At 59.9% G+C, this 25,979-nt stretch carries 27 protein-coding genes; 10 read left to right on the forward strand and 17 right to left on the reverse strand.

Annotated elements, in window-relative coordinates:
* Nucleotides 1–14 precede the first annotated feature (14 nt).
* The 9 genes from B9Z52_RS02330 (at nucleotide 15) to B9Z52_RS02365 (ending at nucleotide 7,019) form a co-directional block, all read left to right on the forward strand.
* Nucleotides 15–317: a hypothetical protein gene (locus tag B9Z52_RS02330; RefSeq protein ID WP_146182763.1), complete on the forward strand. Its 303-nt coding sequence runs from the start codon at nucleotides 15–17 to the stop codon at nucleotides 315–317.
* Nucleotides 314–484 (forward strand): hypothetical protein, encoded by a 171-nt coding sequence (locus B9Z52_RS17810; RefSeq protein ID WP_158270495.1) that lies wholly within the window; start codon nucleotides 314–316, stop codon nucleotides 482–484. Before B9Z52_RS02330 ends, B9Z52_RS17810 begins: the two co-directional genes overlap by 4 nt.
* Entirely contained in the window at nucleotides 481–1,722 is a 1,242-nt protein-coding gene (locus B9Z52_RS02335) for a restriction endonuclease subunit S (RefSeq protein WP_108412226.1), read from the forward strand. The genes B9Z52_RS17810 and B9Z52_RS02335 overlap by 4 nt, the downstream gene beginning before the upstream one ends.
* Nucleotides 1,723–1,743: 21 nt before the next feature.
* Nucleotides 1,744–2,787, forward strand: a complete 1,044-nt coding sequence (locus B9Z52_RS02340; RefSeq protein WP_108412227.1) for a UPF0149 family protein — start codon at nucleotides 1,744–1,746, stop codon at nucleotides 2,785–2,787.
* 22 nt (nucleotides 2,788–2,809) lie between these two features.
* Complete coding sequence (locus tag B9Z52_RS02345) at nucleotides 2,810–4,423, forward strand: type I restriction-modification system subunit M (protein ID WP_108412228.1); 1,614 nt, start codon at nucleotides 2,810–2,812, stop codon at nucleotides 4,421–4,423.
* Between the two features lie 46 nt (nucleotides 4,424–4,469).
* Entirely contained in the window at nucleotides 4,470–4,952 is a 483-nt protein-coding gene (locus tag B9Z52_RS02350; RefSeq protein WP_108412229.1) for a YeeE/YedE family protein, read from the forward strand.
* Nucleotides 4,949–5,383: a DUF6691 family protein gene (locus B9Z52_RS02355; protein WP_108412230.1), complete on the forward strand. Its 435-nt coding sequence runs from the start codon at nucleotides 4,949–4,951 to the stop codon at nucleotides 5,381–5,383. The genes B9Z52_RS02350 and B9Z52_RS02355 overlap by 4 nt, the downstream gene beginning before the upstream one ends.
* Before the next feature lie 97 nt (nucleotides 5,384–5,480).
* Nucleotides 5,481–6,035 (forward strand): elongation factor P, encoded by a 555-nt coding sequence (efp, locus tag B9Z52_RS02360; protein WP_108322819.1) that lies wholly within the window; start codon nucleotides 5,481–5,483, stop codon nucleotides 6,033–6,035.
* A 102-nt stretch (nucleotides 6,036–6,137) separates the two neighbouring features.
* Nucleotides 6,138–7,019: a TIGR00730 family Rossman fold protein gene (locus tag B9Z52_RS02365; RefSeq protein ID WP_108412355.1), complete on the forward strand. Its 882-nt coding sequence runs from the start codon at nucleotides 6,138–6,140 to the stop codon at nucleotides 7,017–7,019.
* Here the strand turns inward: B9Z52_RS02365 and B9Z52_RS02370 are convergent.
* The 11 genes from B9Z52_RS02370 to B9Z52_RS02420 form a co-directional block, all read right to left on the reverse strand.
* Entirely contained in the window at nucleotides 7,010–8,179 is a 1,170-nt protein-coding gene (locus tag B9Z52_RS02370) for an MFS transporter (RefSeq protein WP_108412231.1), read from the reverse strand. The genes B9Z52_RS02365 and B9Z52_RS02370 overlap by 10 nt on opposite strands.
* 12 nt (nucleotides 8,180–8,191) lie before the next feature.
* On the reverse strand, nucleotides 8,192–9,565 hold the full coding sequence (locus B9Z52_RS02375) for a DNA recombination protein RmuC (protein WP_108412232.1): 1,374 nt from the start codon (nucleotides 9,563–9,565) through the stop codon (nucleotides 8,192–8,194).
* On the reverse strand, nucleotides 9,562–10,545 hold the full coding sequence (locus tag B9Z52_RS02380; protein WP_108412233.1) for a D-glycerate dehydrogenase: 984 nt from the start codon (nucleotides 10,543–10,545) through the stop codon (nucleotides 9,562–9,564). Before B9Z52_RS02380 ends, B9Z52_RS02375 begins: the two co-directional genes overlap by 4 nt.
* Nucleotides 10,546–10,563: 18 nt before the next feature.
* On the reverse strand, nucleotides 10,564–11,892 hold the full coding sequence (locus B9Z52_RS02385) for a cation:proton antiporter (RefSeq protein ID WP_146182764.1): 1,329 nt from the start codon (nucleotides 11,890–11,892) through the stop codon (nucleotides 10,564–10,566).
* 14 nt (nucleotides 11,893–11,906) lie between these two features.
* Nucleotides 11,907–13,091 carry a nicotinate phosphoribosyltransferase gene (pncB, locus tag B9Z52_RS02390; RefSeq protein ID WP_108412235.1) on the reverse strand — a complete coding sequence of 395 codons (1,185 nt, stop codon included), beginning with the start codon at nucleotides 13,089–13,091 and terminating at the stop codon, nucleotides 11,907–11,909.
* Nucleotides 13,092–13,152: 61 nt separating this feature from the next.
* On the reverse strand, nucleotides 13,153–13,797 hold the full coding sequence (locus B9Z52_RS02395) for an ABC transporter ATP-binding protein (protein ID WP_108412236.1): 645 nt from the start codon (nucleotides 13,795–13,797) through the stop codon (nucleotides 13,153–13,155).
* Entirely contained in the window at nucleotides 13,784–14,578 is a 795-nt protein-coding gene (locus tag B9Z52_RS02400) for an ABC transporter ATP-binding protein (RefSeq protein WP_108412237.1), read from the reverse strand. The genes B9Z52_RS02395 and B9Z52_RS02400 overlap by 14 nt, the downstream gene beginning before the upstream one ends.
* Entirely contained in the window at nucleotides 14,575–16,431 is a 1,857-nt protein-coding gene (locus tag B9Z52_RS02405; protein WP_108412238.1) for an ABC transporter permease, read from the reverse strand. The genes B9Z52_RS02400 and B9Z52_RS02405 overlap by 4 nt, the downstream gene beginning before the upstream one ends.
* Nucleotides 16,432–16,460: 29 nt before the next feature.
* Nucleotides 16,461–17,198 carry a nitroreductase gene (locus tag B9Z52_RS02410; RefSeq protein ID WP_108412239.1) on the reverse strand — a complete coding sequence of 246 codons (738 nt, stop codon included), beginning with the start codon at nucleotides 17,196–17,198 and terminating at the stop codon, nucleotides 16,461–16,463.
* Entirely contained in the window at nucleotides 17,195–17,635 is a 441-nt protein-coding gene (locus tag B9Z52_RS02415) for a thioesterase family protein (RefSeq protein WP_108412240.1), read from the reverse strand. The genes B9Z52_RS02410 and B9Z52_RS02415 overlap by 4 nt, the downstream gene beginning before the upstream one ends.
* Nucleotides 17,632–18,570, reverse strand: a complete 939-nt coding sequence (locus tag B9Z52_RS02420) for a histone deacetylase (RefSeq protein ID WP_108412241.1) — start codon at nucleotides 18,568–18,570, stop codon at nucleotides 17,632–17,634. Before B9Z52_RS02420 ends, B9Z52_RS02415 begins: the two co-directional genes overlap by 4 nt.
* A 201-nt stretch (nucleotides 18,571–18,771) precedes the next feature.
* Between B9Z52_RS02420 and B9Z52_RS02425 the strand changes: the two genes are divergently transcribed.
* On the forward strand, nucleotides 18,772–19,302 hold the full coding sequence (locus tag B9Z52_RS02425; protein ID WP_108412242.1) for a phasin family protein: 531 nt from the start codon (nucleotides 18,772–18,774) through the stop codon (nucleotides 19,300–19,302).
* A 212-nt stretch (nucleotides 19,303–19,514) separates the two neighbouring features.
* Here the strand turns inward: B9Z52_RS02425 and B9Z52_RS02430 are convergent, their stop codons facing one another.
* From B9Z52_RS02430 to nuoL, 6 genes are read right to left on the reverse strand one after another with little or no spacing between them, the layout of a single operon-like run.
* On the reverse strand, nucleotides 19,515–19,994 hold the full coding sequence (locus tag B9Z52_RS02430; RefSeq protein ID WP_108412243.1) for a DUF1178 family protein: 480 nt from the start codon (nucleotides 19,992–19,994) through the stop codon (nucleotides 19,515–19,517).
* Nucleotides 19,995–20,004: 10 nt separating this feature from the next.
* The gene (locus tag B9Z52_RS02435; protein ID WP_108412244.1) at nucleotides 20,005–20,592 is read right to left on the reverse strand and encodes an NUDIX domain-containing protein; all 588 of its coding nucleotides are present in this window, start codon (nucleotides 20,590–20,592) and stop codon (nucleotides 20,005–20,007) included.
* 33 nt (nucleotides 20,593–20,625) lie between these two features.
* Nucleotides 20,626–20,928, reverse strand: coding sequence for a DUF2818 family protein (locus B9Z52_RS02440; RefSeq protein ID WP_108412245.1), 303 nt, complete (start codon nucleotides 20,926–20,928; stop codon nucleotides 20,626–20,628).
* 5 nt (nucleotides 20,929–20,933) lie between these two features.
* A complete protein-coding gene (nuoN, locus tag B9Z52_RS02445; protein ID WP_108412356.1) occupies nucleotides 20,934–22,421 on the reverse strand; it encodes an NADH-quinone oxidoreductase subunit NuoN in 1,488 nt (495 codons plus the stop codon).
* 34 nt (nucleotides 22,422–22,455) lie between these two features.
* A complete protein-coding gene (locus B9Z52_RS02450; RefSeq protein WP_108412246.1) occupies nucleotides 22,456–23,934 on the reverse strand; it encodes an NADH-quinone oxidoreductase subunit M in 1,479 nt (492 codons plus the stop codon).
* 22 nt (nucleotides 23,935–23,956) lie between these two features.
* Entirely contained in the window at nucleotides 23,957–25,975 is a 2,019-nt protein-coding gene (gene nuoL / locus B9Z52_RS02455; RefSeq protein ID WP_108412247.1) for an NADH-quinone oxidoreductase subunit L, read from the reverse strand.
* Nucleotides 25,976–25,979 lie beyond the last annotated feature (4 nt).

Raw genomic sequence — 25,979 nt, forward strand, 5'->3', positions numbered from 1 at the left:
CGACATATCAAAACTTGCTTGCTGAGTTGAAGACGCACATGGCCGAGTTGCAAACCCTGCACGAACAGACCATTGAAGCCCTGACGCCCACCGTCCAAGCCATGGTGCGCAGTGGCAGCCGCAATGTGCAGCAGATCGAGCACACACTTGACCAGCTTTTAGACCATGCCTGTTTGCCAGAGGGGTTGGCCCTGTTTAAAACCCTGTGTCGCCACTACTGGACCCTGGACCCGCAAGCCACCACAAGACACGTCCACGCCTACCGCGAGATGTGGGATGAGGATGACCAGAACGACACCGATGAGGTGCAAGAATGAACCACAAGACCTTGGATCTCCTGCGCTTCTGGGCGTCCATCTACAACCCCGCTTTGAATGATGGCAAATTCGCCACAATCAAAAGCCCTGCCAGGGTCACTGAATTGGTAATCGTGGCCATGCGCAGCTTGCTGGCCGATCACCACGTCAAGAGGCTGGCGCGATGAGCGGCGAGAAAACAATGCGGGTGCCCAAACTGCGGTTTCCGGAGTTTCGGGGGGCTGCAGATTGGAAGGAGCGACAGATAGGCGAGTTTCTGAGTGAAAGCCGCTTGGCCGGAAGCAAGGGGAATGTCGCGAAAAAGATCACCGTCAAACTTTGGGGGAACGGGGTCTTTGAGAAGAACGACGCAATCCAAGGCAGCATCAACACCCAGTATTTCCGGCGTAAAGCTGGCCAATTCATTTACAGCAAACTAGATTTTTTAAACCAAGCTTTTGGAATCATTCCACCCGGCTTGGACAACTTCGAATCTACGGTGGATTTGCCCTGCTTTGACTTTGCAGAAGGGCTTAGCCCCGTTTTCTTACTGGAATACGTTAAACGAAAAGACTTCTACGAAAGACTGGGAGAAACGGCTGATGGAAGTCGAAAGGCGAGACGGATTCATGCGGAGACTTTCCTATCGTTCCCAGTCGCACTTCCAGTCCCTGCCGAACAACAAAAAATCACCGACTGCCTGAGTTCGGCGGACGAACTGATCGCTGCGCAAGCGCGCAAAGTGGATGCGCTCAAGACCCATAAAAAAGGGCTGATGCAGCAACTCTTCCCCCACGAAGGCGAAACCCACCCGCGTCTGCGCTTCCCCGAGTTTCAAAACGCCGGGAAGTGGGAGTCTCGGAAGATTGGCGATATGTTCAGCCTCACCAATGGTTATGCTTTCAAGCCAGAAGATTGGAAACCGACAGGGACGCCAATCATCCGCATCCAGAATTTGAACGATCCATCGGCCGAGTTCAATTACTCGCAGGAACCTGTGCCAGAACGAAACCGCGTTGAGCGAGGCGATTTGCTCTTTGCTTGGTCGGGGACTCTGGGCTCATCTTTCGGTGCTCGAATTTGGAATGGTCCGTCTGGTGTTCTGAATCAGCACATCTTCAAGGTCCTGATGGATGAACGGAAGATCAAATTACCATTTGCGTTACTGACTCTTGCGAGAGTTGAAGATGACATCGCGAAGAAGTCGCATGGGTTCAAAGTCTCGTTTGTTCACGTTAAGAAGTCGGACCTCGTCAAAGTCGCACTGGCACTGCCGTCACTAGCCGAACAACAACGCATAGCCGACTGCCTCTCGTCTCTCGACACCCTTATCACCGCCGCCACCCAAGAACTCGACATCCTCAAGACCCACAAAAAGGGCTTGGTGCAGCAGCTGTTTCCCTCGGCCCAAGAGGTGGCGGCATGAGCGCGCTGACAAAGAAAACCCATGACTGAAGATACTCACGAAATCATCCACTCCCCCTTGGCGCGCATGCTCAGTGGCGAGGGGCACACCCTGGAAATTGACATTTACCGGGGCGTAGACGAGCCGGACTGGATTTTGGAAATTGAGGATGAAACGGGCACGTCCACCGTGTTTGACGAGCGCTTTGCCTCCGACCAAGCGGCCCTGGATGCGGCACTGACCCAAATTGAGGCCGAAGGCGGCATACACCGCTTTTTCGCCAATGCGCAGGCTGGCGCCATGGCCAGCGAGGCCGAGATGTTTGCCAAGTTAGATGCGCTGAAAAAATCATCGCCAAAGGCCAGTAAGGCCCTCCCGCACAACATGATGGAGGCTCTGTCGGAAGAGGAACTGGACGAGCTGGATGGCCTGCTGCTGGAGGTGGACGCCGACCAAGGCATGACGCTGGACACGCTGGATGGCTTTTTGCACGCCATCGCCATAGGGCCTGAAACGGTGATGCCCAGCCGGTGGCTGCCCAAGGTGTGGGATCTGGACGATGGGGGCATGATGCCGCCCATGGACAGCCTGGAGCAGGTGAACCACCTGATGGGGCTGATCATGCGGCACTACAACAGCATCATTTGGGGGTTGGAGCAAAGCCCACCTGTTTTCGCGCCCATGTGGCCAACTTTTGAATACAAAGGTCGCGACGAAGACGATGCAGAAGGATGGGCTCACGGCTTTACCGAAGGTGTCAAACTGAGCTTAGCCGCCTGGCAGCCGCTGCTGCGCGACCCGCAGGGCCAGCAGTGGTACCACCCGATTGAGTTGCTGGGCGACGAGGACGCGCCGCCTGAATGGGACGATCTGATCCGCACGCCTGAGCAGCGTGCCAAGCTGACCGCTCAGATTGAAAACAGCGTGCTGCAGATGCACGCTCATTGGTTGCCGCTGCGTCAGGCGTTAGCTGAACGCCAGACTGCCCAGGCCATGAGCACCAAGGTCGGCCGCAACGAGCCTTGTCCCTGCGGGAGTGGCAAAAAGTTTAAAAAATGCTGTGGTTCGCCTGTCGATCTGCATTAAGCCCCTTTGCTGTAAAGACACCATGACCGAACAAAACCAAAAACAACTGGGCAAGACGCTGTGGGCCATTGCCGACCAGCTGCGCGGCTCGATGGACGCAGACGATTTTCGCGACTACATGCTGTCGTTCCTTTTCTTGCGCTACCTGTCTGACAACTACGAAGCCGCAGCCCAAAAAGAGCTGGGCAGTGATTACCCCAAAGTCGACGCTGACGCAAAGCAAGTGCCGCTGGCGGTTTGGTATGCCGCCAACGCCGCCGACGTGCCCGCGTTTGAAAAGCAAATGCGCCGCAAGGTGCATTACGTCATTCAGCCAGCACATTTGTGGAGCAGCGTGGCCAATATGGCCCGCACGCAAGACGGTGAGCTGCTGAACATGTTGCAAGCTGGTTTCAAGTACATCGAAAACGAATCGTTCGAGAGCACCTTTGCAGGCCTGTTCTCCGAGATTGATTTGGGCTCATCCAAATTGGGCAAGGGCTACAGCGAGCGCAATGCCGTGCTGTGCACCGTGATTCAAAAAATTGCCGAAGGCTTGGCCGACTTTTCGACCGACATCGACGCACTGGGCGATGCCTATGAATACCTAATTGGCCAGTTCGCCGCAGGCTCGGGCAAGAAGGCGGGCGAGTTCTACACGCCGCAGCAAATTTCAGACATCTTGTCCACCATCGTCACGTTAGATAGCCAAGAGCCCAAAACGGGAGCCAAGCAACGGCTAGAAAGCGTGATGGACTTTGCTTGTGGCTCGGGATCACTGCTGCTGAACGTGCGCCAACGAATGAAGAGGGCTGGCGGCACGATTGGTCGTATTTACGGCCAAGAGAAAAACATCACCACCTACAACTTGGCACGCATGAACATGCTGCTGCATGGGGTGAAGGACACTGAGTTTGAAATCTTCCACGGCGACACACTCACTAATGAATGGGACAAGCTGCGCGAACTGAATCCAGCCAAAAAGCCAACGTTCGACGCCATCGTGGCCAACCCTCCCTTTAGTCTGCGCTGGGATGCCAGCGAGGCCATGGCCGACGATGTGCGCTTTAAAAATCACGGCCTGGCTCCCAAGTCGGCGGCAGACTTTGCCTTTTTGCTGCATGGTTTTCACTTCCTCAAAGACGAAGGCGTGATGGCCATCATCTTGCCGCACGGCGTTTTGTTCCGTGGCGGTGCAGAAGAACGCATTCGCACCAAGCTTCTCAAAGACGGGCACATCGACACCGTCATTGGCCTGCCGTCAAACCTGTTTTATTCCACCGGCATTCCGGTGTGCATCTTGGTGCTCAAGAAATGCAAGAAGCCGGACGATGTGTTGTTCATCAATGCGGCGGATCACTTTGACAAAGGCAAGCGCCAGAACCAACTGAGCGAAGCGCACATTGCCAAGATCATTGACACCTACAAGAACCGCCATGAAGAGGCGCGTTATTCACGCCGCGTGGAGATGGCCGAGATTGAGAAGAACGACTTCAACCTCAACATCTCGCGCTACATCAGCACGGCGGTGGCAGACGCTGAGATTGATTTGTCGGCCACGCACCAGCAGTTGGTCAGCATTGAAGCGGACATCAAGGCCGCTAAGGACAAGCACAACGTCTTTTTGAAAGAACTTGGTTTGAACCCGTTGCCGTGACCCGCCACAGCACAGACTGACACTGCGACACCGATAATCCCGCCCCATGACCCTCATCAACACCCTCTTCCCCCTCGGCTGGCAGCATTACCTGCTGGGCGGCCTGACGATTGGCGCTGGCGTGGCGCTGCTTTATTTGTTCAACGGCTGGGTTGGCGGCATGAGTTCCGTCTTTTCCAGCAGTTGGTCCTTCGTGTCCAAACGGGCGTTTTTTCAGCAAGAGCGCTTTCTCAGCTCGCGCAGCTGGCGTCTGGTCTATGCCTTGGGCGTGGTGCTGGGTGCGCTGGTCTGGCGCTTTGCGCTGGCGGGCGGAGAAGCACAGCACACCAGCGTGCCCGCTTGGCAGCTGCTGGTGGGTGGCTTTTTGGTGGGATACGGTGCGCGCTTGGGCAATGGCTGCACGTCTGGTCACGGCATTTGTGGCCTCGGCTCATTGCAATTGCCTTCGCTGGGCGCGGTGCTGACCTTCATGGCCACCGCCTTTTTGACCGCCAACCTGATGGCAATGTTCACGAAAGGCTTGGCATGAACCCGCTGAACCCCCACACCCTGACCCTGCCCAAGGCACTGGTCACCCTGATCGCCGGGGCCTTGTTTGGCTTTGGCCTGTCTCTGGCCACCATGGTTCAGCCCGATGTGGTCTTGGGCTTTTTGCGCTTTCAGGACTGGGGCCTGATGCTGGTCATGGGCGGCGCTGCTGGCTTGGCCATGCTGGCCTACAAAGGCTTTCCGCGTTGGTTCAATCGCCCTTTGCTGGGCGGCCAGTTCCTCACCCAGCCTGCCAGCTGGAACCGCCAAACGGTCATCGGCTCGGCCATTTTTGGCGTGGGCTGGGGCTTGTCGGGCGTTTGCCCCGGCCCGGCCATTGCGGCTTTGGGCACGGGCAACACCGACATCCTGTGGGCATTGGGCGGCATTGTGCTGGGTGCTTTAGCCCATGGCCTGACAGCGCGGGACTGAGCCCCTCCGTGCGCCTTCAGCCCAAAAGCTGTCCCCTGCAGGTTAGAATAACGGGCTTGGCTTCAAGCCACCCCTTTTCATTTCAGACTCAATTCCTATGAAAACCGCTCAAGAAATCCGCGTCGGCAACGTCATCATGCACGGCAAAGACCCCATGGTCGTTCTGCGCACCGAATACCAACGTGGCGGCCGTGGCTCGTCCACCGTGCGCATGAAGCTCAAAAGCTTGATCGCCAACTTCGGCACCGAAGTCGTGTTCCGCGCTGACGACAAGATGGACCAAGTCATTCTGGACAAGAAAGAGTGCACCTATTCCTACTTCGCTGACCCCATGTACGTTTGCATGGACACCGAGTTCAACCAGTACGAAGTCGAAGCCACCAACATGGGTGACGCTTTGAACTACCTGGAAGACGGCATGGAACTCGAAGTCGTGTTCTACAACGAGAAAGCCATCTCGGTCGAATTGCCCACCAGCGTGGTGCGCGAGATCACCTGGACCGAGCCAGCCGTCAAAGGCGACACATCGGGCAAAGTGCTCAAGCCCGCCAAGATCGCCACCGGCATGGAAGTGCCTGTGCCTTTGTTTGTGGCCCAAGGCGACAAGATCGAAATCGACACCCGCACCGGCGAATACCGCAAGCGCGTCTGATCTTCTGATCGGCCTGACAAGAAAGCCCCGCAAGGGGCTTTTTTTATGGCATCTCGCCAAGGGCATGTGGGTGCCAGAACTCAGCAGATGCAAAATGGCAGCATGCCTTCTACGCCCAGCATCAAGACCCCCTCCATCGCCCATGCTTGGGCGGATACCCACACCGACTTTCACGATGCCGCCTGGCTGGAGCCGCAAGCCGAGCGCTTGGCTTTTGCCGACCCGGAATTTCTGTTGCGCCGCGAGACGCGTGGCATTCGGTTTCAGCTGGAAATGCTCAAGCCCGATCTGGCACAAATCGAAGCGGGCATAGAACACACGGTCGTGGTGTTTGGCAGTGCCCGATTCACCGACAGGCTGAGCGCTCAAGCTTTGCTTGCCGCCGCTGAGCAGTCAGGCCAGCCAAGCGCTGTCGCGCACGCACAATCCCAAGTGCGCAACGCCCAGCACTACGAAAACGCCCGCCAATTTGCCAGCATGGTGGCGCAGTCCTGCGCGTGCATGCCACCCGACGAAAAGCTCTACATTTGCACCGGCGGCGGTCCCGGCGTCATGGAAGCGGCCAACCGTGGCGCCAAGGAAGCAGGCGCACCGTCGGTGTCGCTCAACATCGCCCTGCCGCACGAGCAACACCCCAACCCGTATGTCACGCCCGAGTTGAGCTTCAAGTTCCATTACTTTGCCCTGCGCAAAATGCATTTCATGATGCGTGCCAAAGCGCTGGTGGCTTTTCCGGGTGGCTTTGGCACGCTCGACGAATTGTTCGAGGTGATGACCCTGGTGCAGACACGCAAAGCGCGGCAAGTGCCTATCCTGCTGTTTGGCACCGATTACTGGACCCGCCTGATCAACATGGACGTGCTGGTCGAGGAAGGCACTATTTCTGCCGAAGACCTGAAGTTGTTCCGCTACGTTGACACGCCCGAAGACGCCTGGAAAGCCATTTGCGACTTCTACGCGCTGAAGGTGCCAACTTACGGATGACGCGGGCGCAGCTTGAACGCTGAATTGGCCCCCAAACCCACCGCCGTGCCCACCACCCAAAACACGGGAGCCACACCGGCAATGGCACCCGCTGCACCAAACAGCATGGGCATCAGCACGCTGGAGGCGTTGATGCTCATGAGGCGCAGGCCCAGGGCTTCGCCCTGCCGGTGGGCCGGGGTGATCTGGTGCAAGGTGCTCATGATCATGGGCTGCACCGCGCCCAGCACCAAGCCCAGCATGACCGAGCACGCACCCATGGCCCAAGGCGTGGGCATGAAGGGGTAAAGGCCAAACAAGACCGCCGTGCACACCATCGAGGTCGTGATGATCTGGTATTCGTGCAAATGCCTTGAAATCCAAGGCAAGCACAGCCGTATGGTCGCCGCCGCCACAGCAAATGAACCGAGGATGGTGCCCACCACCGACGCGCTCAAGCCCCGCTCATACCCCAGCAGCGGCACCACAAAGGTGTGCACATCCCAGCACGACGACAGCAACCAGTTGACCCCCAACAAGCGCAGCATCAGGGGTTGGTGCAACAAGTCGAGCACACGCTTTTTTTCTGTGGATGCTGCCAGCAAAGGAGACGTCTTTTCACGCACGCCACGCACACACCACAAGGTGAGCAAGGGCAAGAGGGCCATCAGCAGAAAGGCCACCCGAAAGCCCGTCTCGTGCGCACGCGCTGGCCCGGCAAAGTCGATCATCAAGCCCGCCAGCACGGGTCCTAAAAAGTTGGAAATGGCCGGCCCGATCGACAACCAGCTGAAAGCACTTTTCAGCTCAGCCGGTCCATGGGCCAAACGGCCCACATGGCGCTGCAAGGCGATCACAGCCATGCCGGTCGCGCCGCCCGAGGCCAAGGCACTGACACACAACATGGGAAAGATGGGCCACATTGCAGACAGGCTGACGCCGGTGAAAGCGATGGCCACGCTCAAAGCCAAAGGGGCTTTGAGGCCTTTGCGGTCGGCGTAGCGCCCTGCCGGCAAAGCCAGAAACACCTGGGTCAAGGCGAACAAGGCCAGCAAAGCACCCACTGCCATCGCACTGAAGCCCTGCTGCAAAGCCAACAAGGGCACCGCCATGCGGGTACCCGCCATGCAGGCGTGCAAGAAAATTTGCCCGGCAATCAGGCGCGAGAGTTCGCGCTTCATGCCCTGTACCGATCAGGCATCGCCACCGGGCAGCAGGGCTTGTGCATCGGACTCGGGCAAGGCATCGACTTGGCGCAAAGCCCGGTTCATCACATTGCTGCGGGTCTGCGCCTGGTCCAAGGTGTTGAGCACCGTCTGGGTCTGGTTGCGCACCTTGTCGAGCACATCACCAAACTTGCCGAACTCGGTCTTGACCGCGCCCAGCACCTGCCAGACTTCGCTGGAGCGCTTTTCGAGCGCCAGCGTGCGAAAGCCCATTTGCAAAGCGTTGAGCATGGCCATCAAGTTGGTCGGCCCGGCCAGGGTCACGCGATGGTCACGCTGCAAAGTTTCCATCAGACCCGGGCGACGCAGCACCTCGGCATAGAGCCCTTCGGTGGGCAGGAACATCACCGCAAAATCGGTGGTGTGTGGTGGCTCCAAGTATTTGTCGGCGATCGATTTGGCTTCGAGCTTGATCCGGGCTTCAAGGGCCTTGGCGCACAACTCGGCTTGCACCGGATCGGCACGCCCTTGTGCTTCGAGCAAACGCTCATAGTCTTCGTTCGGGAACTTCGCATCGATCGGCAGCCACACGGGCTGGCCACTGTCCGAGCGACCCGGCAGGCGGATCGCAAAGTCCACACGGTTCTTGTCGCCGGGGCGCGTGGCCACCTGCACCGCGTATTGTTCAGGGGTCAACACTTGCTCGAGCAGCGAGGCCAATTGCGCCTCGCCAAACATGCCCCGCGTCTTGACGTTGGTCAGCAGGTGTTTGAGGTCGCCCACGCCTTGGGCCAGTGTGTGCATTTCGCCCAGACCTTTGTGCACCTGCTCCAGGCGGTCGGCCACTTGTTTGAAGCTCTCGCCCAAACGGGCTTGCAAGGTGGCTTGGAGTTTTTCGTCCACGGTCTGGCGCATCTCGTCGAGCTTGGCCGCATTGCTTTGCTGAAGCTGGGCCAGCTGGGTCTCCATGGTGCCGCGCATCTCGGTCAGGCGCCGGGCATTGGCCTCCGACAGCGCATTGACCTGCTGGGCCAAGCTGTCGGTCAGGCTTTTTTGCAGCAAGGCCAGCTGCTGGGCCAGCGCATCGATCTGCTGGTTTTGCGTGCGGGTGGCCTCGGCGCTTTGCTGCAGCAGCGACTGCTGGAACAGGGTCAGCGTCTGCATGGCCTCTTGGCGCCCCTGCACACCCGACTGGCTGATCTCGGTGCGCAGCTCGCGCTCCAGGCGGACGTTCTGGGTTTGCAGGCCCTCAAACTGTTGCTGCTGCCAAGTGGCGTGCTCGGCCTGGCGGGCTTGGCGTTCGGGGCTGTCGTCTTGCTGCGCAGGCTTTCGCAACAAAAGCCACACCAGCAGCGCCAGGTTCAGCCCCACCAAGGCGATCATCAGCCAGCTCTCATTCATGCATGGCGTCCGGTCACGTTGTTGAGCGGCGTCACCGCTTGGCCTTGGGTGAGAAATCCGATCAGGTTGTCGGCCGCCAACTGAGCCATGGCCCGGCGCGTCTGGATGGTGGCGCTGGCGATGTGCGGTGTCAGCACCACATTGGGCACCTTGAGCAAGTCAGGGTGCACCGAGGGCTCGCCCTCGAACACATCGATGCCCGCCGCTGCGATTTGCTTGGCCGCCAGTGCTTTGGCCAAGGCCGCGTCATCCACAATGCCGCCGCGTGCGATGTTGACCAAGGTGGCCGTGGGCTTCATTTGCGCCAGCTCTGCCGCGCCAATGGTGTGGTGCGACTCGGCGCTGTAGGGCACGACCAGCATCACATGGTCGGCCTTCTTCAGAAGTTCTTCTTTGGAGACATAAGAGGCCTTGCACTCGGCCTCCAGCTCGGCACTCAGCCGCGAGCGGTTGTGGTAAATCACATCCATGCCAAAGCCATGTGCGCCGCGATGCGCAATGCCCTGCCCGATGCGGCCCATGCCGATGATGCCCAGCGTCGAGCCATGCACCTCGGCCCCGGCGAACATGTCGTAGCGCCAGCTTTTCCACAAACCCGCCCGCAGGAAATGCTCGCTCTCGGCCATGCGGCGGGCAGTGGCCATGAGCAGCGCAAAACCAAAGTCAGCGGTGGTCTCGGTCAGCACATCGGGCGTGTTGGTGGCCACCACACCGGCAGCGGTCATGGCGGGCACATCAAAGTTGTTGTAGCCCACGGCCATGTTGGCCACGATGCGCAGTTGCGGATTTCGGGCCAGCACCTGGGCATTGACTGGGTTGGCTCCGGTCGTCAACGCGCCCACAAAGGGCTGCAAACGCTCGGCCCACACCTCGGGCGTCCAGGACGCATCGGCCTGGTTGTCCGTCACCTCAAAGTGTTCGCGCAGTTGGGCCAGCACGTCATCGAATATCGGGCAGGCCACCAAGATCTTGGGTTTCATAGGGTCCATCTCACAGTTTCATTCCAGAATATTCAGCTTGCTCGCCCACCAAGGGGTCAGCGCAGGCAACAGGGTAAGTGTCCAAATGACCACCCAAGCCGTCAAAGGCATGAGCTGGGTCATCTGCGGCAATTGCGCCACCGTCATCACGGCCAGCACCACCGGGATCACACCGGTCTCGCGCACGGCGCACAAAAATAGTTTTTCTTTCATCGAAATACCGGTAGGCAGCAAAGACAACAACACCGCCACAGGTCGCGCCACCAGCATGAACAGCAAGGCCACACCCAGCCCCAAACCCGCCGTGTTGGCCAGATCAGGCAAGGCCACAAAGGGGCCCACCATCATGAAAATGGTGGGTTTGGCCACGCTTTCGATTTTGGTTTCCATGCTGTGGATCAGCGCATGGAAAGCCTGGGAGCCCCGGTTGAAATTGCCCAGCAGCCCGGCGATGAACGCTGCCAAAAAGCCGTTGCCGTGGATCAGCTGTGCGAACATGAAGGTGACCAGCGGCCCCGCCAGCGCGATCGCAAAGTCATACACCGGCTCGTCTGCGCCCGTGGCGTGGTGCGCGCGCTTGTAGCGCTCAAAGGCGAACATGCAGGCCCAGCCCACCAGCCCAGCCACTGTGCCCCACAGGAACTGCTCACCCAACAGTGTCAGATTGGCGCTGCTGAAAAGGCCACCGGCCAGTCCCTGAACACTGTCCAGTTGGGCGCCGCCGATCACCATCGCCGCGATCGCGGACGTGAAAATCGCGCCCACCGCATCGTTCAGCGCGCTCTCGGCCACGGCCATGTCCGACACACGGCGGTACTGGGCCTGAATGGTCAGCTGCTTGAGCGTCGGGATCAAGGCGGCTGGATCGGTCGAGCCCATGATGGCGGCCAACAGCGCTGCTGTATTGCCCTGAAGGCCCAAGGCCAGCAGCAAGGCATACGTCACGAAGAAGGTCGCCAGATAACCCACCACGGCGATCATCAGCGTGGGGTAGGCGATTTTCAGGAATTCCTGCCGGTCCACCTCATCACCACCCGCTTTGAGGATGATGGCCGCAAGGGCGGTGCACACCACCACCGCCAGCGTCAATTGCGCCGACAGCGGCGCCAAGGCATCGTGCAACACGATGCCCACCAGCAACTGCAAGGTGAAGCTTGGAAACACCGTGCCTTCAGCCGCCTTGCTACAAGCCCAGCCAAAGCCCAGAAACAAACTCAGACACCACAGCGTCTGGGCAATGGCGGCTTCGGTGCCGCCCAAATAGGCGATGCGTTCCAGCAACACTGGCGCAACGGTGTTGACCGCCCAGGCCAGCACTGCCACCAGCACAATCTTCAGATAACTCATGCCATTCACGCCGTTCAAGCCGTTTGTTCGATTTCAAACACCTGTTTCAGGTACGCCAAGTATTTTTCGTCATCGCACATCCCTTTGCCCGGTGTATCCGACAACTTGGCGACAGGCTGACCGTTGCAGCGGGTCATCTTGATGACGATCTGCAAAGGCTCGTAACCCAAATCATTGGTCAGGTTGGTGCCCACGCCAAAGGCCAGCTGACAGCGCCCACGGAACTGCTGGTACAGCTCGATGGTGCGCGGGATCGTCAGGCTGTCGCTGAAAATCAGGGTCTTTGTTTTCGGGTCCACCCGGTTGTGCTGGTAGTGGCCGATCATGCGCTCACCCCAGCTGAACGGGTCGCCGCTGTCGTGGCGCGCCCCATCGAAGAGCTTGCAAAAATACAGGTCAAAGTCGCGCAGGAAAGCGTTGAAGCCATACACATCGGACAGCGCAATGCCCAGGTCACCCCGGTACTCTTTCGCCCACGATTCAAAGGCAAAAATCTGGCTGTCCCGCAAGCGCGGACCCAGCGCCTGTGCCGCTTGCAAATACTCGTGCGCCATGGTGCCCAGAGGCGTCAAGCCCAACAAGTAGGCGTAATACACGTTGCTGGTGCCCGCAAACTGCCCTTCAGGCCCTGTGCCCAAGCGCGCTGACAACACACGCAATACCTCTTCGTGCCAGGCCCGCGAAAAGCGGCGGCGTGTGCCGTAGTCGGCGATCTTGAGGGTTTCAAGGCCTGGCACTTGCAACTGGGCGATTTTTTGGTCCACCCGGCGGCGGCCTTCCATCAGGTCGGGCACCTTTTTCGTGTTGCGGAAGTAGACCTCGTTGACGATGGCCAGCACCGGAATTTCAAACAGGATGGTGTGCAGCCAAGGGCCCTGGATCGTGATGTCAATCTCGCCGCTGGGCAGCGCCGTGACCTGGATGTATTTTTCGTTGAGCTTGAACAGGCCCAGAAAGTCCACAAAGTCGCTCTTGATGAAGCGCAGCGAGCGCAGGTACTGCAGCTCGGACTCCTTGAAGTTCAGACTGCACAGCGAACGGATTTCCTGACGGATCTCGTTGACAAACGGGGCCAACGCCACGCCGGGGTTGCGGCACTTGAACTTGTATTCGACCTGCGCCCCGGGAAACTGGTGCAGCACGACCTGCATCATGGTGAATTTGTACAGGTCGGTGTCGAGCAGGCTGGTGATGATCATGTGTTGTCTCTGGCGGCTTGTGTCCGCTCGGGGTATGGCTCAGTGTAAGTGATGGCCGGGTTCAAGGCAGCAGGCCCAGCCGCCCACTGGCCAGCACCAGCACACGGTCCGCCCGATCGGCCAGGATGTTGTTTTGCTCGGCCACCAGCATGGTCACGCCCTCTTGGGCCAACTGCAGCAGCGCATCGCGCATGGCCGCCACCAGCACCGGGGCAATGCCCTCGCACGGCTCGTCCAGCAGCAACAAGCGGGGGCCGGTCATCAGGGTGCGGGCCAGGGCCAGCATTTGCTGCTCGCCGCCACTCATCTGACTGGCGGGGCGTTGCAACATGGGTTCGAGCTGCGGGAACAAAGCCAGCACCCGCTGCAAGCGCGCTGCGAGGCTGCCCTGCCCCTCGGTTTGCGCGGCGATCCACAAATTGTCTTGCACCGACAGGCTGGTGAACAACCGCCGGTCTTCCGCCACAAAGCCCAGCCCGGCACGCGCACGGCGGTGGGCAGGCCAGGCCTGAATGGCCTGCCCGTCCCAAACGATGCGGCCCTGCACGCGCGGACCGATGCCGATGAGCGATTGCAGCAAGGTGGATTTGCCTGCGCCGTTGAGCCCTTGCAGCACCACGAGTTCGCCCTCGCCCACTTGCAGGCTGACGTCAAACAGCGCCTGCGCGTGGCCCCACCAGGCGTTCAGGCCTTCAACCGTGAGCATCGCGTGCCCCTTTCATGTCGGAATGCATACCCAGAGACATGTCGAAATCAAGCCCCAGGTAACGCTCGCGCACCTGCGGGTCTTGCGCCACCGCCTCGGGCGTGCCATCGGCCACCAGCCGCCCTTGCATGAGCACCAGCACCCGGTCAGCCACGCCAAAAACGGCGTCCATATTGTGTTCGGTATACAGCACCGTGACGCCGCCGCTGGCCACCTGACGCACCAGCGCCATCATGGCGGCGCGCTCGGCGGGGGCCAGTCCGGCAGCGGGTTCGTCGAGCAACAAAATGCGCTCCCCCGTCTCTGACAGACCCGCCAGCGCCATGGCCAACTCCAGCCGCTTTTTGGCACCGTAGGGCAAATCGGCCACCACGGCTTGGGCTTGATCGCCCAAGCCCACTTGGGCCAAAGCCTGCAGGGCCTGCGCCGCATGACGGCCCGCCAAGCGGTCCCACCACGACAGGCGCTCGCGTGACAGAACCAGCTGCAAGTTTTGCTGCACGGTGAGCGCTTCAAAGGTTTGCGCCACCTGAAAGGTGCGGGCCATGCCCTGCGCCTGACGCTGGGCAGGTGGCAGGCCGGTCACGTCCTGACCACGCCAGACCACGTGGCCACTGCCGGGCGTTTGCTGCCCTGCCAAGCAAGCAAAGCAGGTGGACTTGCCCGCGCCGTTGGGCCCGATCAAGGCCACGCACTGGCCAGGCAGCACCTCAAAGCTCACGCCGTCGAGCGCTTTGACGCCGCCGTAATGGCGCAGCAGGTCTTGAACGATGAGGCTCATGCAGGCCTCCGGCGGGCCAGCCACCAAGACTGCAAACCGCCCAGCACGCCGTTGGGCGAGAGCACCATGACCGCCATGATCACCAGGCCCAACACGCCACGCCAGTATTCAAGACCTTGGCCCAATTCGGCCCCGCCCCACACCAGCAAGGCGCTGCCCACCAGCGCACCCCACAGCTGGTGCACGCCGCCAAGCAAGATCACCAGCAGCGCATCGACCGAGGTGCCCACGCTGGCCACCGACGGGAACACCGCCCCCTTGATGGCGGCCCACAAGCCACCGGCCAACCCGGCCAAAGCCGCGCTGAGCACAAACACCTGATACCGCAGACGGTTGACCGGCAAGCCACTGGCCGCCGCCCTGAGCGGCGCATCGCGCAAGGCCTGCAAAGCCGCGCCCCGGCTGGACACGCTCCAGCGGCCCAGCATGCCCACTGCCGCCAGCACGCCCGCCAAGAGCACGGCGTCAAACACCGCACGGGATTCGGGGGCGATGAGGGTCAGCCCAATCAAGCCGTTGTCCCCGCCCGTCAGGCCCACCCACTGGCTGGCCCCAGCCCAAATGACTTGCGCCAGCGCCAGCGACAACATGGCCAGGTACACCCCGCTCATGCGCACCAGCACAAGCCCAAACACCGCCGCCACCGCAACCGCCAAAGCCATGCCAGCGGCCAGCGCGGGCAGCAACATCCAGCCCCACTGCAAATGCACCAGCGCCGCGCCATAAGCGCCCAGCGCAAAAAAGGCCGCATGGCCAAAGCTCACCAGCCCCCCCAGCGCCATCATCACTTGCAAACTCAAACCCAGCAGCAGCATGACCAGCAGGTCTTCCGTCAGGCTGCGGCTGTAGTCGCCCTGCCCCAAAGCCCACCACAGCACGCCCGCCACCATCAACGGCACAAACCAGCGGGCCCAGCCTTGCGGGGCGACTGAAAAAACAGGCACCGCCTCGCGCTGCGTGGCTGCCACAGCCGCGCCACCCAGGCCTTGCGGCCGCCAAACCAGCACCACGGCCATGGTCACAAACACCAGCACCAGCGTGGCTTGCGGCACCCAGGCCACACCCAGCGCGTGGATCACGCCAATCAGCACCGCCGCCGCAAAGGCCCCGCCCACGCTGCCCAGGCCGCCCGTGACCACGACCACAAAGGTCTCAACCACCACGCTCACGTCCATCTGCAAATTGGCAGGCTCACGCGGCAGCTGCAAAGCGCCGGCCAGCCCCGCCAGCGCACAACCGAGCATGACCACGCCCAACATCAGGGGCGCAGGGCTCACGCCCAAGGCATCGAGCATGTCTTTGTCTTGTGTGGCCGCTTTGACCTGCTTGCCCCACAGTGTGCGGGTCAGCAGCAGATGGAGACCCCACCAGACCAGGGGCCCCAGCGCCAGCGTGAAAAGTTGCCAGGTCGGGAAATACGCCTCGCCCAAAGCCACCGCCCCCTTGAGGCCCGGAAAGCGCGGGGCAAAAACTTCGTCAGGCCCGAAAAACCAGCGCATCGCGTCGTGCAGCGCCAAGGTCAGGCCAAAGGTGGCCACCAATTGGTACAGCTCAGGGGCCTGGCGCATGCGGCGCAGCAAGGTGAATTCGGCCAGCGCACCGACCAGCGCCGCCACTGCGGCCCCCAGCAGCATGGCCCCGGCGTAACCCAGCGCAGAATCGCCCAAGGCAGGCCACCAGCGGCTCACCGCATAGGCCGACACCAGCGCGCCCAGCATGAAGAAGCTGCCGTGCGCGAAGTTCACGATGCGGGTGACGCCAAAGATCAGCGTCAGCCCCGAGGCCATCAAGAACAAGGTGGTGGCGTAGCTCAGCCCGTTGAGCAACTGAAGCGCAAAACTGTCCAGACCCAAGCCAGCCCCTTTGTGCTCAGACGATCAACTTATTCCACCCAGTGGGTGAAATCCTGCGCTTTCACGCGCGTGGTCTGGAAGGTGTTGACCAGCGCCGCCTCGTCGGCATAGCCCAGCGCCATGCCGCAGACCACCATCTCGTTTTCACCCGCGCCGACATGGGGCAAGATGATTTTGCTGAAGTTGTTCCAGGCCGCTTGCGGGCAGGTGTGCAGGCCCCGCGCACGGGCGGCCAGCATGATGCTTTGCAAGAACATGCCGTAGTCCAGCAAGCTGCCCCGGCCCATGACTTTGTCGATGGTGAAGACCAGGCCCACGGGCGCGTCAAAGAATCGGAAATTCTGCTGGTGCTGCGCGTGCATGCGGTCTTTGTCGCCCTTGCCGATGCCCAACACGCCATACAGACCAAAACCGCACTCGCGGCGGCGGTCGATGTAGGGGCTGACCCATTTTTCGGGGTAGTAGTCGTACACCTCGGCGTACTCGGCGGCCAAGGCCGGGTTGGCGCTGATGGCGTCGTGTGCGGCGCAGGTTTTGGCCACCAGTTCATCGCGCTTGGTGCCCTGCAAGACATAGACTTTCCAGGGCTGGGTGTTGGTGCCGCTGGGCGCACGGGCCGAGACTTGCAAGACTTCTTCGAGCACGCTGCGCTCCACCGCCTGCGGCAAAAAAGCGCGGGCCGAAAACCGGCTCAGGATGGCGGTGTCCACGCTGGCCGGATCGCTCACGCGGGCGCTGACTTGTTGGTCGATGTGGGGGATGCTCATGTCAAAGTCTCCAGATAAGCTTTCAATGCGGGGGGCAAGGGCACGGGGCGGCGGGTTTCGCGGTCCACGTACACGTGTACAAAATGGCCTTTGGCGGCGCACAGGGGCTCGTCCTGGGCGAACAAGCCCACTTCGTAGCGAACGCTCGAAGTGCCCAACTTGGCCACGCGGATGCCGGCATCGATGGTTTGCGGAAAGGCCAGCGGCGCAAAGTAATTGCACTGGGTCTCGATGACCAGGCCAATGGTGCTGCCGCCGTGGATGTCGAGCACGCCTTTTTCGATCAAGGTCGCATTCACAGCGGTGTCGAACCAGCTGTAGTACACGACGTTGTTCACATGCCCATAGACGTCGTTGTCCATCCAGCGGGTGGTGATCTCGCGAAATGCCTTGTAGGCGTCTCGACCTTCGGCTTGGGGTTTTGCAGGCGTGTTCATCGCCTGAGATTGTGCCAGCGTTGCCAACGCACCCAATGGTCGAAAGCCACGCCCCAAGTCTGCGTTTGCACCTGCACCGTGGTCTCAATGTCGTGCCCATAGCCGCCGCCCATGCACATGACCACAGGCAGGCGTCGCTGCCAGACCCAATCCATGACCACCCGGTCGCGCGCTTGCATGCCGTCAGCGGTCAATTTCAGGCGCCCCAGACGGTCGCCCTCGTGCGGATCGGCGCCTGCCAAGTAAATCACCAAGTGTGGGTCAAAACGGTCCTGCAGGGTTTGCAGGGCTTGGTGCAGCGCCGCCAGATAAGGCTCATCGGTGCAACCGTCCGGCAAGCCCACATCCAGATCGCTGGGCTCCTTGCGAAACGGAAAATTCTTCTCGCCGTGCAACGACAAGGTGAAGACACTCGGGTCGTGGGCAAAAATGGCGGCGGTCCCGTTGCCTTGGTGCACATCCAGATCGATCACCGCCACATTCATCTTCTGGCGCTGAAGCCGCCAGGCCTCGGTCTGCATGAGCCGGGCGGTGACGGCGATGTCGTTGAACACACAAAAGCCGCTGCCCTTGTCGGCATAGGCATGGTGGGTGCCCCCGGCCAAGTTGCCCGCCACGCCCTGCACCAAGGCATCACGGGCGGCGGCCACACTGGCCCCCACCGAGCGTCTGGCCCGCTCGGCCATGGCCGGGCTCCACGGAAAGCCAATCTCCCGCTGGATGACGGGGTCCAGGCTGCCCGTGGCCACGCCCTGGATGTATGCCGGGGTGTGCACCAGCGCCAGCTCGCCGTCGCTGGCCGCAGGGGCCTCGCGCATCTGCACACCGGTCAGCTCTTGCGTCAGACGGTCACGCAGACGGCTGTACTTGCGCATCGGAAAGCGGTGGCCTTCGGGCAAAGGCAAGACGAAATGGTCGGCGTAATAAGCGTGCATGAGAGCGTGCAGGGGAGCCTAACTGTGCAAAGCGCCATTCTAGAAAACGCTCTCTAAACTTCGCGCCAGACGGTCTGTACCCCTTGCAAAGCCACGGGCAAACCCTAAAATCGAAACCATGCTGCACTGCAACAAAGTTGTACGGCCCCGGCCAGTTACGGCGCAGTCTTCTTGAACCACACTTTTTATCTGGAGATTCTCATGATGACCGCTGAACAAATCGTCGCCTCACACAAAGCCAATGTGGAAACCCTGTTTGGCTTGACCGCCAAAGCCTTTGAAGGCGTGGAAAAACTGGTCGAACTGAACCTGACCGCCGCCAAAGCCGCTTTGGACGAGTCCTCCAGCAACACCCAAGCCGCTCTGAGCGTGAAAGACGCCCAAGAGTTGGTGGCCATGCAAGCCAACTTGTTCCAGCCTTTGGCTGAAAAGGCCGCTGCTTACAGCCGTCACCTGTACGACATCGCTTCCGGCACCGGTGGCGAATTCACCAAGGCTTTCGAAGCCCAAGCGGCTGCGGCTCAAAAGCAGTTTTCTACTCTGGTCGACAGCGCTGCGCAAAACGCACCTGCCGGTTCGGAGCAAGCCGTGGCCATGATGAAGGGTGCCGTGACTGCAGCCAACACCGCTTTCGAATCCGTGCAAAAAGCCGTCAAGCAAGCCACCGACATGGCCGAGTCCAATTTGGCTGCCGTCTCGGCTGCTGCACCCAAAGCTGGCAAGAAGAAGTGATTTTCACAGGCGGCGGGTTTTGCAAGGACCTGCCCCCTGAATTTGCAAGTTGTCTCCTCGGATCCTTTCGAATTTCATCTGAAACAGGGATCCCTTTAAGGGCTGATCGTCAGGTCAGCCCTTTTTTATCTGCAGTTTTCTTCTTCCCATTTCTGCCCAGCAATAAGAATTGATGACACCGCCAGTGCAATGAGGCTGTACACACCGCAGACTTATTGCAGCGGCTCTTTCAGCGCATCCGGCACAGGCAACGGCAAAACATCAATGCCCTCGTCAAGCAAGGCTTCGGTCTCTTCGCGAGTGGCTTGTCCACGGATGTTGCGTTCTTCGCGCTCGCCGTAATGGATCTTGCGGGCCTCTTCAGCAAACTTGTTGCCCACGTCTTCGGTGTTGGCCATCACATGGCGCACCATGTGCATCAGGGCGGCCTGCATTTGCACCACGGGGCTAGCGTCTGCGGGCGCTACTTCAGCGGCGGGCACCACAGCAGGCACATCGGTTGCGGGTTTCAAAGGCGTTGTGCCGTGGCCCAGGTTCAGGCGAGGTGCGGACAGCATTTTGGTGATCTCGCTGTCATTGCACATCGGGCACGTGACCAGTCCCTGAGCCCGCTGCGCATCGTAATCGTCTTGGGAGCCGAACCAGCCTTCGAAGCTGTGGCCCTGACGACACTGGAGGTCAAGGACTTTCATGTCAATGCGTTCAGGTGGCGCTTTGCCAAGTCAATGGCCAAGCACCGGAGAGCACATTTTGCAGCCAAAGCACCCCGGTCAGGGTTTTGGCATCGGTCACCAGACCTTGTTGGCACCAAGCCATCAGTTCATCAGGGGTGGCGGTGAAGACATCCAGAAACTCTCCCGAGTCGAGTTGCCGCTCCCCCAAGGTGAGGTCTCGCGCAAACCATATCTCGATCACTTCGGTCGAATAGGCGATCACGGGGTGCAAGACACCTGCCTTGGCCCATTCGCGGGCGCGGTAGCCGGTTTCTTCCATCAGCTCACGCCGGGCGCACACCCAGGGGTCTTCACCGGCATCGAGCTTGCCTGCAGGGAACTCGATCATCACCTGCGCCACCGGGTAGCGGTATTGCCGCTCCAGCACCAAACGGATCTGCCCGTCGGGCAGTTGCAGCATCGGGATCACCATCACCGCGCCGGGGTGAACCACGTATTCACGGGTGGCCAGGCTGTGGTTGGGCAGACGCACCGTGTCGCGAAAAGCGTGCAGAAAGTTTCCACGCAACAGCTCTTGCTGTGACACGCGGTGCTCAATCAGATGATCGTCAGACATGAGGGGAACCCAGGAAAGGGACCGAAGCCGCGCTCAGTGCTTTCGGTGCATCAGGTAACGGTAGACGAAACCGGGAAAGGCCAGGGTCAAGAACATGGTGCCGGTGATGGCATAGAACTCCCAGCCTTGGGGAGCGATTTGACCGGCATGGTTTTCGAGCGCCAAGCCCACAGCACCCACCACAAAATAAAGCAGCACCAACTCAGCCAGCCGGATGGCCAGTGATTTGGTGCTGCGAAATGGCCCCACCAGCAAGACGCGCTGGTTGGCAAATGGCAAGTTGGCGGCCAGCACAGCCAGCGCGATCAACAAGCCAATGGCCCAAGAAGAGGTCATGGTGCTCAGACAGCCAGCATGCGGGCGATGGCGTCTGCACACAGCGCCATCAAGGCACCGGGGGCCATGCCCAAGACCAGAACCAGCAAGCCGTTCAGGGACAAGACCACGCGCACGTCGGCATCGGCCGACACGGTGGTGGCGGTGACGGGCTCGTCAAAGTACATGACCTTGACCACGCGCAGGTAGTAGAAGGCGCCGATCAAGGACATGAGCACGGCGAAGATCGCCAGGCCAATGTAGAAACCTTGACCCGACGCCACCAGCGATTGCAGCACGGCCAGCTTGGCATAAAAGCCCACCATGGGCGGGATGCCGGCCAGCGAGAACAGGCACACAGCCATCACACCCGCGTACAGGGGGCTGCGCTGGTTCAGACCGGCCAGGTCGGTGATCTCTTCGCTCTCAAAGCCTTGGCGGGCCAGCAGCATGATGATGCCGAAGCTGGCCAAGGTGGTCAGCACGTAACCCACGATGTAGAACATGGCCGAGCTGTAGGCGTTGGCCGCAAGCGTCGTTTGACCATTGACCACGCCAGCGACGAAGCCCAGCAGGACAAAGCCCATTTGCGCGATGGTCGAGAAAGCCAGCATGCGCTTGAGGTTGGTCTGTGCAATCGCAGCCAAGTTACCGATCAACAGTGAGCCGATCGCCAAGAGGGACAACATCTGTTGCCAATCGATGGCCAAAGGCAGCAGGCCTTCGACCAGCAAACGGATCATGATGCCGAATGCGGCCAGCTTGGGCGCGCCACCGATCAGCAGCGTAGCGGCAGTGGGAGCACCTTGGTAGACGTCGGGGATCCACATGTGGAAGGGCACGGCACCGATTTTGAAAGCCAGACCGGACACAATGAAGACCAGACCAAACACCAGCACCTGGTGGTTGACTTGACCAGAAGCAATCGCTTTGAGCACTGCGGCCAGCTCGAGGCTGCCGGTCGCACCGTACATCATGGACATGCCGTAGAGCAGGAAACCGGAAGCCATGGCCCCCAGCACAAAGTACTTCATGGCCGCTTCCGTGGCTTGACCATGGTCACGGCGCAGGGCCACCAAGGCGTAGCTCGACAGGGTCAGCAGTTCCAGGCCCAGGTACAGCACCAGGAAGTTTTGACCGGAGATCATCACGCTCATGCCCAGCAAGGCAAACATGCTCAGGCTGAACAGTTCACCGCCGCGCAGCATGTCCCGGTCAGCCGCATAAGGGCGCGAGTAAACCAAGGTCACCATCACGGCAATCGCGGCGAAGCACTTGAGCCAATGGCCCATCGGGTCGCTGACCACGAGGTGGCCAAAGCCGTACACAGTTTGGCCTGCATCGGCGTACATGGCGTTGAGGCAGGCCACACCGCCGAGCGACAGCAAAGTCAGGGCGTAGGTGGCAGTGCGCTTGGGGGTCTTCACAAACAGGTCGGCCAGCGCGATCACACAGGCCATGACCAGCAACACGATTTCAGGATAGATCGTCATCCAACTGGTGTTGTCCATCATCATTCTTTCTTTTCTTCAGTTCAGCACTGAATGTTCATTGGGGCAATTTGGACAAGGCCACGTGCTTGAGCAAGTCGGCCACCGAGGTGTCCATCACATCGGTGAACGGCTTGGGGAACAGGCCCATGTAGAGCACGGCGATGGCCAGCAAAGCCATGACCAGGAATTCGCGGCTGTTGATGTCGGTCAGTTCCTTCACGTCGTCGTTGGCCACAGGACCCAAGTACACGCGCTTGAACATCCACAGGGTGTAAGCGGCACCGAAGATCAGGGCCGAAGCGGCCAAAGCGCCGATCCAGAAATTGAACTTCACGGCACCCAGGATCACCATCCACTCGCCCACGAAACCGGCTGTGCCTGGCAGGCCGCAGTTGGCCATCGAGAACAGCAAGGCAAACGCGGCGAACTTGGGCATGGTGTTGACCACACCACCGTAGCTGGCGATCTCGCGCGAGTGAACGCGGTCATACAAGACACCGATCGACAGGAACATGGCCGCCGACACGAAACCGTGCGCGATCATTTGCACGATGCCACCGGACACGCCCAGCGGGTTGAAGATGAAAAAACCCAAGGTCACAAAGCCCATGTGCGCCACCGATGAATAAGCCACCAGCTTTTTCATGTCTTGTTGCACCATGGCGACCAGCCCCACATACACCACAGCCACGAGCGACAGCACGATCATGAAGCCACCCCACTCATGGGCAGCGTCCGGTGCGATGGGCATCGAGAAACGCAGGAAGCCATAAGCGCCCAACTTGAGCATGATGGCGGCCAGCACAGCCGAACCACCGGTAGGCGCTTCCACGTGCACGTCAGGCAACCACGTGTGGAAAGGCCACATGGGGACCTTCACGGCAAAAGCGGCAAAGAAGGCGAAGAACAGCAAGGTCTGCACACTGCCGGTCAGCGGGAGCTTGTGCCAGGCCAAGATGTCAAAGCTGCCGTTAGAAGCGGTGTACAGGTAGATGAGCGCAATCAACGTCAGCAGCGAGCCCATCAGTGTGTACAGGAAAAACTTGAATGCGGCGTAGATCTTGTTCGGGCCACCCCAGATGCCGATGATCAGGTACATCGGGATCAGCGTGGCTTCAAAGAAGACATAGAACAACATCCCGTCGAGGGCACTGAACACGCCGATCATCAGACCCGACAGGATCAGGAAGGCTGCCATGTACTGGTTGACTTTGCGGGTGATGACTTCCCAGCCCGCGATGACCACGATCACGTTGATGAAAGCCGTGAGCAACACCAACCACAGCGAGATGCCGTCCACACCCAGGTGGTAATGCACATTGAAGCGCTCGATCCAGGTGTATTTTTCGACAAACTGCATGGCCGAGGTACCGAGCTCAAAGCCCTTGTACAGCGGCAAGGTGATCAGGAAACTGACGACGGAGCCGATCAAGGCCACCCAGCGCACGGCGCGGGCTTGGCCGTCACGACCGATGGCCAGCAAGATGACGCCGAAAACAATCGGCGTCCAGATGGCAAGGCTTAACAATCCCATTTTGATATCGTCCTCTAAACCGTTAAGCGAGCCAGACGAAATACGTCATCAGCGCGAACACACCCAGGATCATGACCAGGGCATAGTGGTACAGGTAACCCGACTGGAAGCGGCGCACGGCTCCAGAGATCAAACCCACCACTTTCCATGAACCATTGACCAACAGCCCATCGATCAAAGCGCGGTCGCCCACTTTCCACAAACCGGTGCCCAGCATGCGTGCGCCGCGGGCCAGGATGTTTTCGTTGATCCAGTCCAGGAAGTATTTGTTTTCGAGGATGACGATCACGGGACGCAAAACACGTGCAAAGAACGCAGGCACTTTGGGGTTGATGAGGTACATGTACCAGGACACCACCACACCGGCCAAAGCCAGCCAAAAAGGCGCAGTGCTCAGGGCGTGGACTGCCATGGCCACAGGGCCGTGGAACAGTTCGGCCATTTCTGCCATCACGGGGTGTTTCTCGGCGTTCACAAAGATCACGTCCTTGAAGAACTCGCCGTAGAGCATCGGCTCGATGGTCATGAAACCAATCACCACCGAAGGAATCGCCAGCAAGACCAGTGGCACCGTCACGACCCAAGGGGACTCGTGGGGTTCGTGGTGCTCGTCATGGCCATGACCGTGGTCATCGTGACCATGGTGGGCATCGGGGTTCTGGTCGTAGCGTTCCTTGCCGTGGAAGACCAGGAAGTACATGCGGAACGAATAGAAGGCGGTCACGAAGACACCGGCCAGCACGGCGAAGTTGGCAAAGCCAGCAGCGGCCAGATGGCTTTCATGCACGGCTTCGATGATGCTGTCCTTCGAGTAGAAACCCGAGAAGAAAGGTGTACCGATCAGGGCCAGGGAGCCAAGCAAAGAGGTGATCCAGGTGATGGGCATGTACTTGCGCACGCCGCCCATCCAGCGGATGTCCTGGTTGTGGTGCATGCCCATGATGACGGAGCCAGCACCCAAGAACAGCAGAGCCTTGAAGAACGCGTGCGTCATCAGGTGGAACACAGCGACCGAGTAAGCCGATGCGCCCAGCGCCACGGTCATGTAGCCGAGTTGCGACAAGGTGGAATAAGCCACCACGCGCTTGATGTCGTTTTGGATGATGCCCAGGAAACCCATGAACAGCGCCGTGATCGAGCCGATCACCATGATGAAGTTCAGCGCAGTGTCCGACAATTCGAACAGCGGCGACATGCGGGCCACCATGAAAATACCTGCGGTCACCATGGTGGCCGCGTGGATCAGCGCCGAAATGGGGGTCGGACCTTCCATCGAGTCAGGCAGCCACACGTGCAGCGGGAACTGGGCCGACTTGCCCATGGCACCGATGAAAAGGCAAATGCAGATCACAGTCACCAGCATCCAGTCGGTACCGGGGAATGTGAGTGCGCCCAGTTCGGCGGTCTTGGCAAACGCTTCGGCATAGTTGAGCGTGCCGGCATAAGCGGCGATCAGGCCAATGCCCAGGATGAAACCGAAGTCACCCACACGGTTGACCAAAAAGGCCTTCATATTGGCAAAAATGGCCGTGGGCTTGTTGAACCAGAAACCGATCAGCAGATAAGACACCAGGCCCACGGCTTCCCAGCCGAAGAACAGCTGCAGCATGTTGTTGCTCATGACGAGCATCAGCATGGAGAAGGTGAACAGAGAGATGTAGGCGAAGAAGCGGTTGTAGCCTTCGTCTTCTTCCATGTAGCCAATGGTGTAGATGTGCACCATCAGCGACACAAAGGTCACCACGCACATCATCATGGCCGTCAGGCTGTCGATCAAGAAGCCCACTTCCATCTTGAGGCCACCCACCACCATCCAGGTGTAGATCGTCTCGTTGAATCGGGCGCCATCGATCACGCTCTTGAGCGTCATGGCCGACAGGATGAATGCCACCAAGACACCCAAAATGGTCAGGGTGTGCGACAGGCGGCGGCCAATCCAGTTGCCACCGAATTGCGTACCAAAGATACCGGCCAGTGCCGAGCCCACCAGGGGCGCGAGCGGCACAACCAGCAGCGTGCTTGCGTTGAGGGTTTGACTCATATTC

Source organism: Limnohabitans sp. Jir72, from assembly GCF_003063575.1.
Lineage (GTDB): Bacteria > Pseudomonadota > Gammaproteobacteria > Burkholderiales > Burkholderiaceae_C > Limnohabitans_A.

Coding starts and splice junctions, on each gene's coding strand:
- B9Z52_RS17810 (WP_158270495.1), top strand. CDS start 314: ATGAACCACAAGACCTTGGATCTCCTGCGCTTCTGGGCGTCCATCTAC.
- B9Z52_RS02335 (WP_108412226.1), top strand. CDS start 481: ATGAGCGGCGAGAAAACAATGCGGGTGCCCAAACTGCGGTTTCCGGAG.
- B9Z52_RS02340 (WP_108412227.1), top strand. CDS start 1,744: ATGACTGAAGATACTCACGAAATCATCCACTCCCCCTTGGCGCGCATG.
- B9Z52_RS02345 (WP_108412228.1), top strand. CDS start 2,810: ATGACCGAACAAAACCAAAAACAACTGGGCAAGACGCTGTGGGCCATT.
- B9Z52_RS02350 (WP_108412229.1), top strand. CDS start 4,470: ATGACCCTCATCAACACCCTCTTCCCCCTCGGCTGGCAGCATTACCTG.
- B9Z52_RS02355 (WP_108412230.1), top strand. CDS start 4,949: ATGAACCCGCTGAACCCCCACACCCTGACCCTGCCCAAGGCACTGGTC.
- efp (WP_108322819.1), top strand. CDS start 5,481: ATGAAAACCGCTCAAGAAATCCGCGTCGGCAACGTCATCATGCACGGC.
- B9Z52_RS02365 (WP_108412355.1), top strand. CDS start 6,138: ATGCCTTCTACGCCCAGCATCAAGACCCCCTCCATCGCCCATGCTTGG.
- B9Z52_RS02370 (WP_108412231.1), bottom strand. CDS start 8,179: ATGAAGCGCGAACTCTCGCGCCTGATTGCCGGGCAAATTTTCTTGCAC.
- B9Z52_RS02375 (WP_108412232.1), bottom strand. CDS start 9,565: ATGAATGAGAGCTGGCTGATGATCGCCTTGGTGGGGCTGAACCTGGCG.
- B9Z52_RS02380 (WP_108412233.1), bottom strand. CDS start 10,545: ATGAAACCCAAGATCTTGGTGGCCTGCCCGATATTCGATGACGTGCTG.
- B9Z52_RS02385 (WP_146182764.1), bottom strand. CDS start 11,892: ATGAGTTATCTGAAGATTGTGCTGGTGGCAGTGCTGGCCTGGGCGGTC.
- pncB (WP_108412235.1), bottom strand. CDS start 13,091: ATGATCATCACCAGCCTGCTCGACACCGACCTGTACAAATTCACCATG.
- B9Z52_RS02395 (WP_108412236.1), bottom strand. CDS start 13,797: ATGCTCACGGTTGAAGGCCTGAACGCCTGGTGGGGCCACGCGCAGGCG.
- B9Z52_RS02400 (WP_108412237.1), bottom strand. CDS start 14,578: ATGAGCCTCATCGTTCAAGACCTGCTGCGCCATTACGGCGGCGTCAAA.
- B9Z52_RS02410 (WP_108412239.1), bottom strand. CDS start 17,198: ATGAGCATCCCCCACATCGACCAACAAGTCAGCGCCCGCGTGAGCGAT.
- B9Z52_RS02415 (WP_108412240.1), bottom strand. CDS start 17,635: ATGAACACGCCTGCAAAACCCCAAGCCGAAGGTCGAGACGCCTACAAG.
- B9Z52_RS02420 (WP_108412241.1), bottom strand. CDS start 18,570: ATGCACGCTTATTACGCCGACCATTTCGTCTTGCCTTTGCCCGAAGGC.
- B9Z52_RS02425 (WP_108412242.1), top strand. CDS start 18,772: ATGATGACCGCTGAACAAATCGTCGCCTCACACAAAGCCAATGTGGAA.
- B9Z52_RS02430 (WP_108412243.1), bottom strand. CDS start 19,994: ATGAAAGTCCTTGACCTCCAGTGTCGTCAGGGCCACAGCTTCGAAGGC.
- B9Z52_RS02435 (WP_108412244.1), bottom strand. CDS start 20,592: ATGTCTGACGATCATCTGATTGAGCACCGCGTGTCACAGCAAGAGCTG.
- B9Z52_RS02440 (WP_108412245.1), bottom strand. CDS start 20,928: ATGACCTCTTCTTGGGCCATTGGCTTGTTGATCGCGCTGGCTGTGCTG.
- nuoN (WP_108412356.1), bottom strand. CDS start 22,421: ATGATGGACAACACCAGTTGGATGACGATCTATCCTGAAATCGTGTTG.
- B9Z52_RS02450 (WP_108412246.1), bottom strand. CDS start 23,934: ATGGGATTGTTAAGCCTTGCCATCTGGACGCCGATTGTTTTCGGCGTC.
- nuoL (WP_108412247.1), bottom strand. CDS start 25,975: ATGAGTCAAACCCTCAACGCAAGCACGCTGCTGGTTGTGCCGCTCGCG.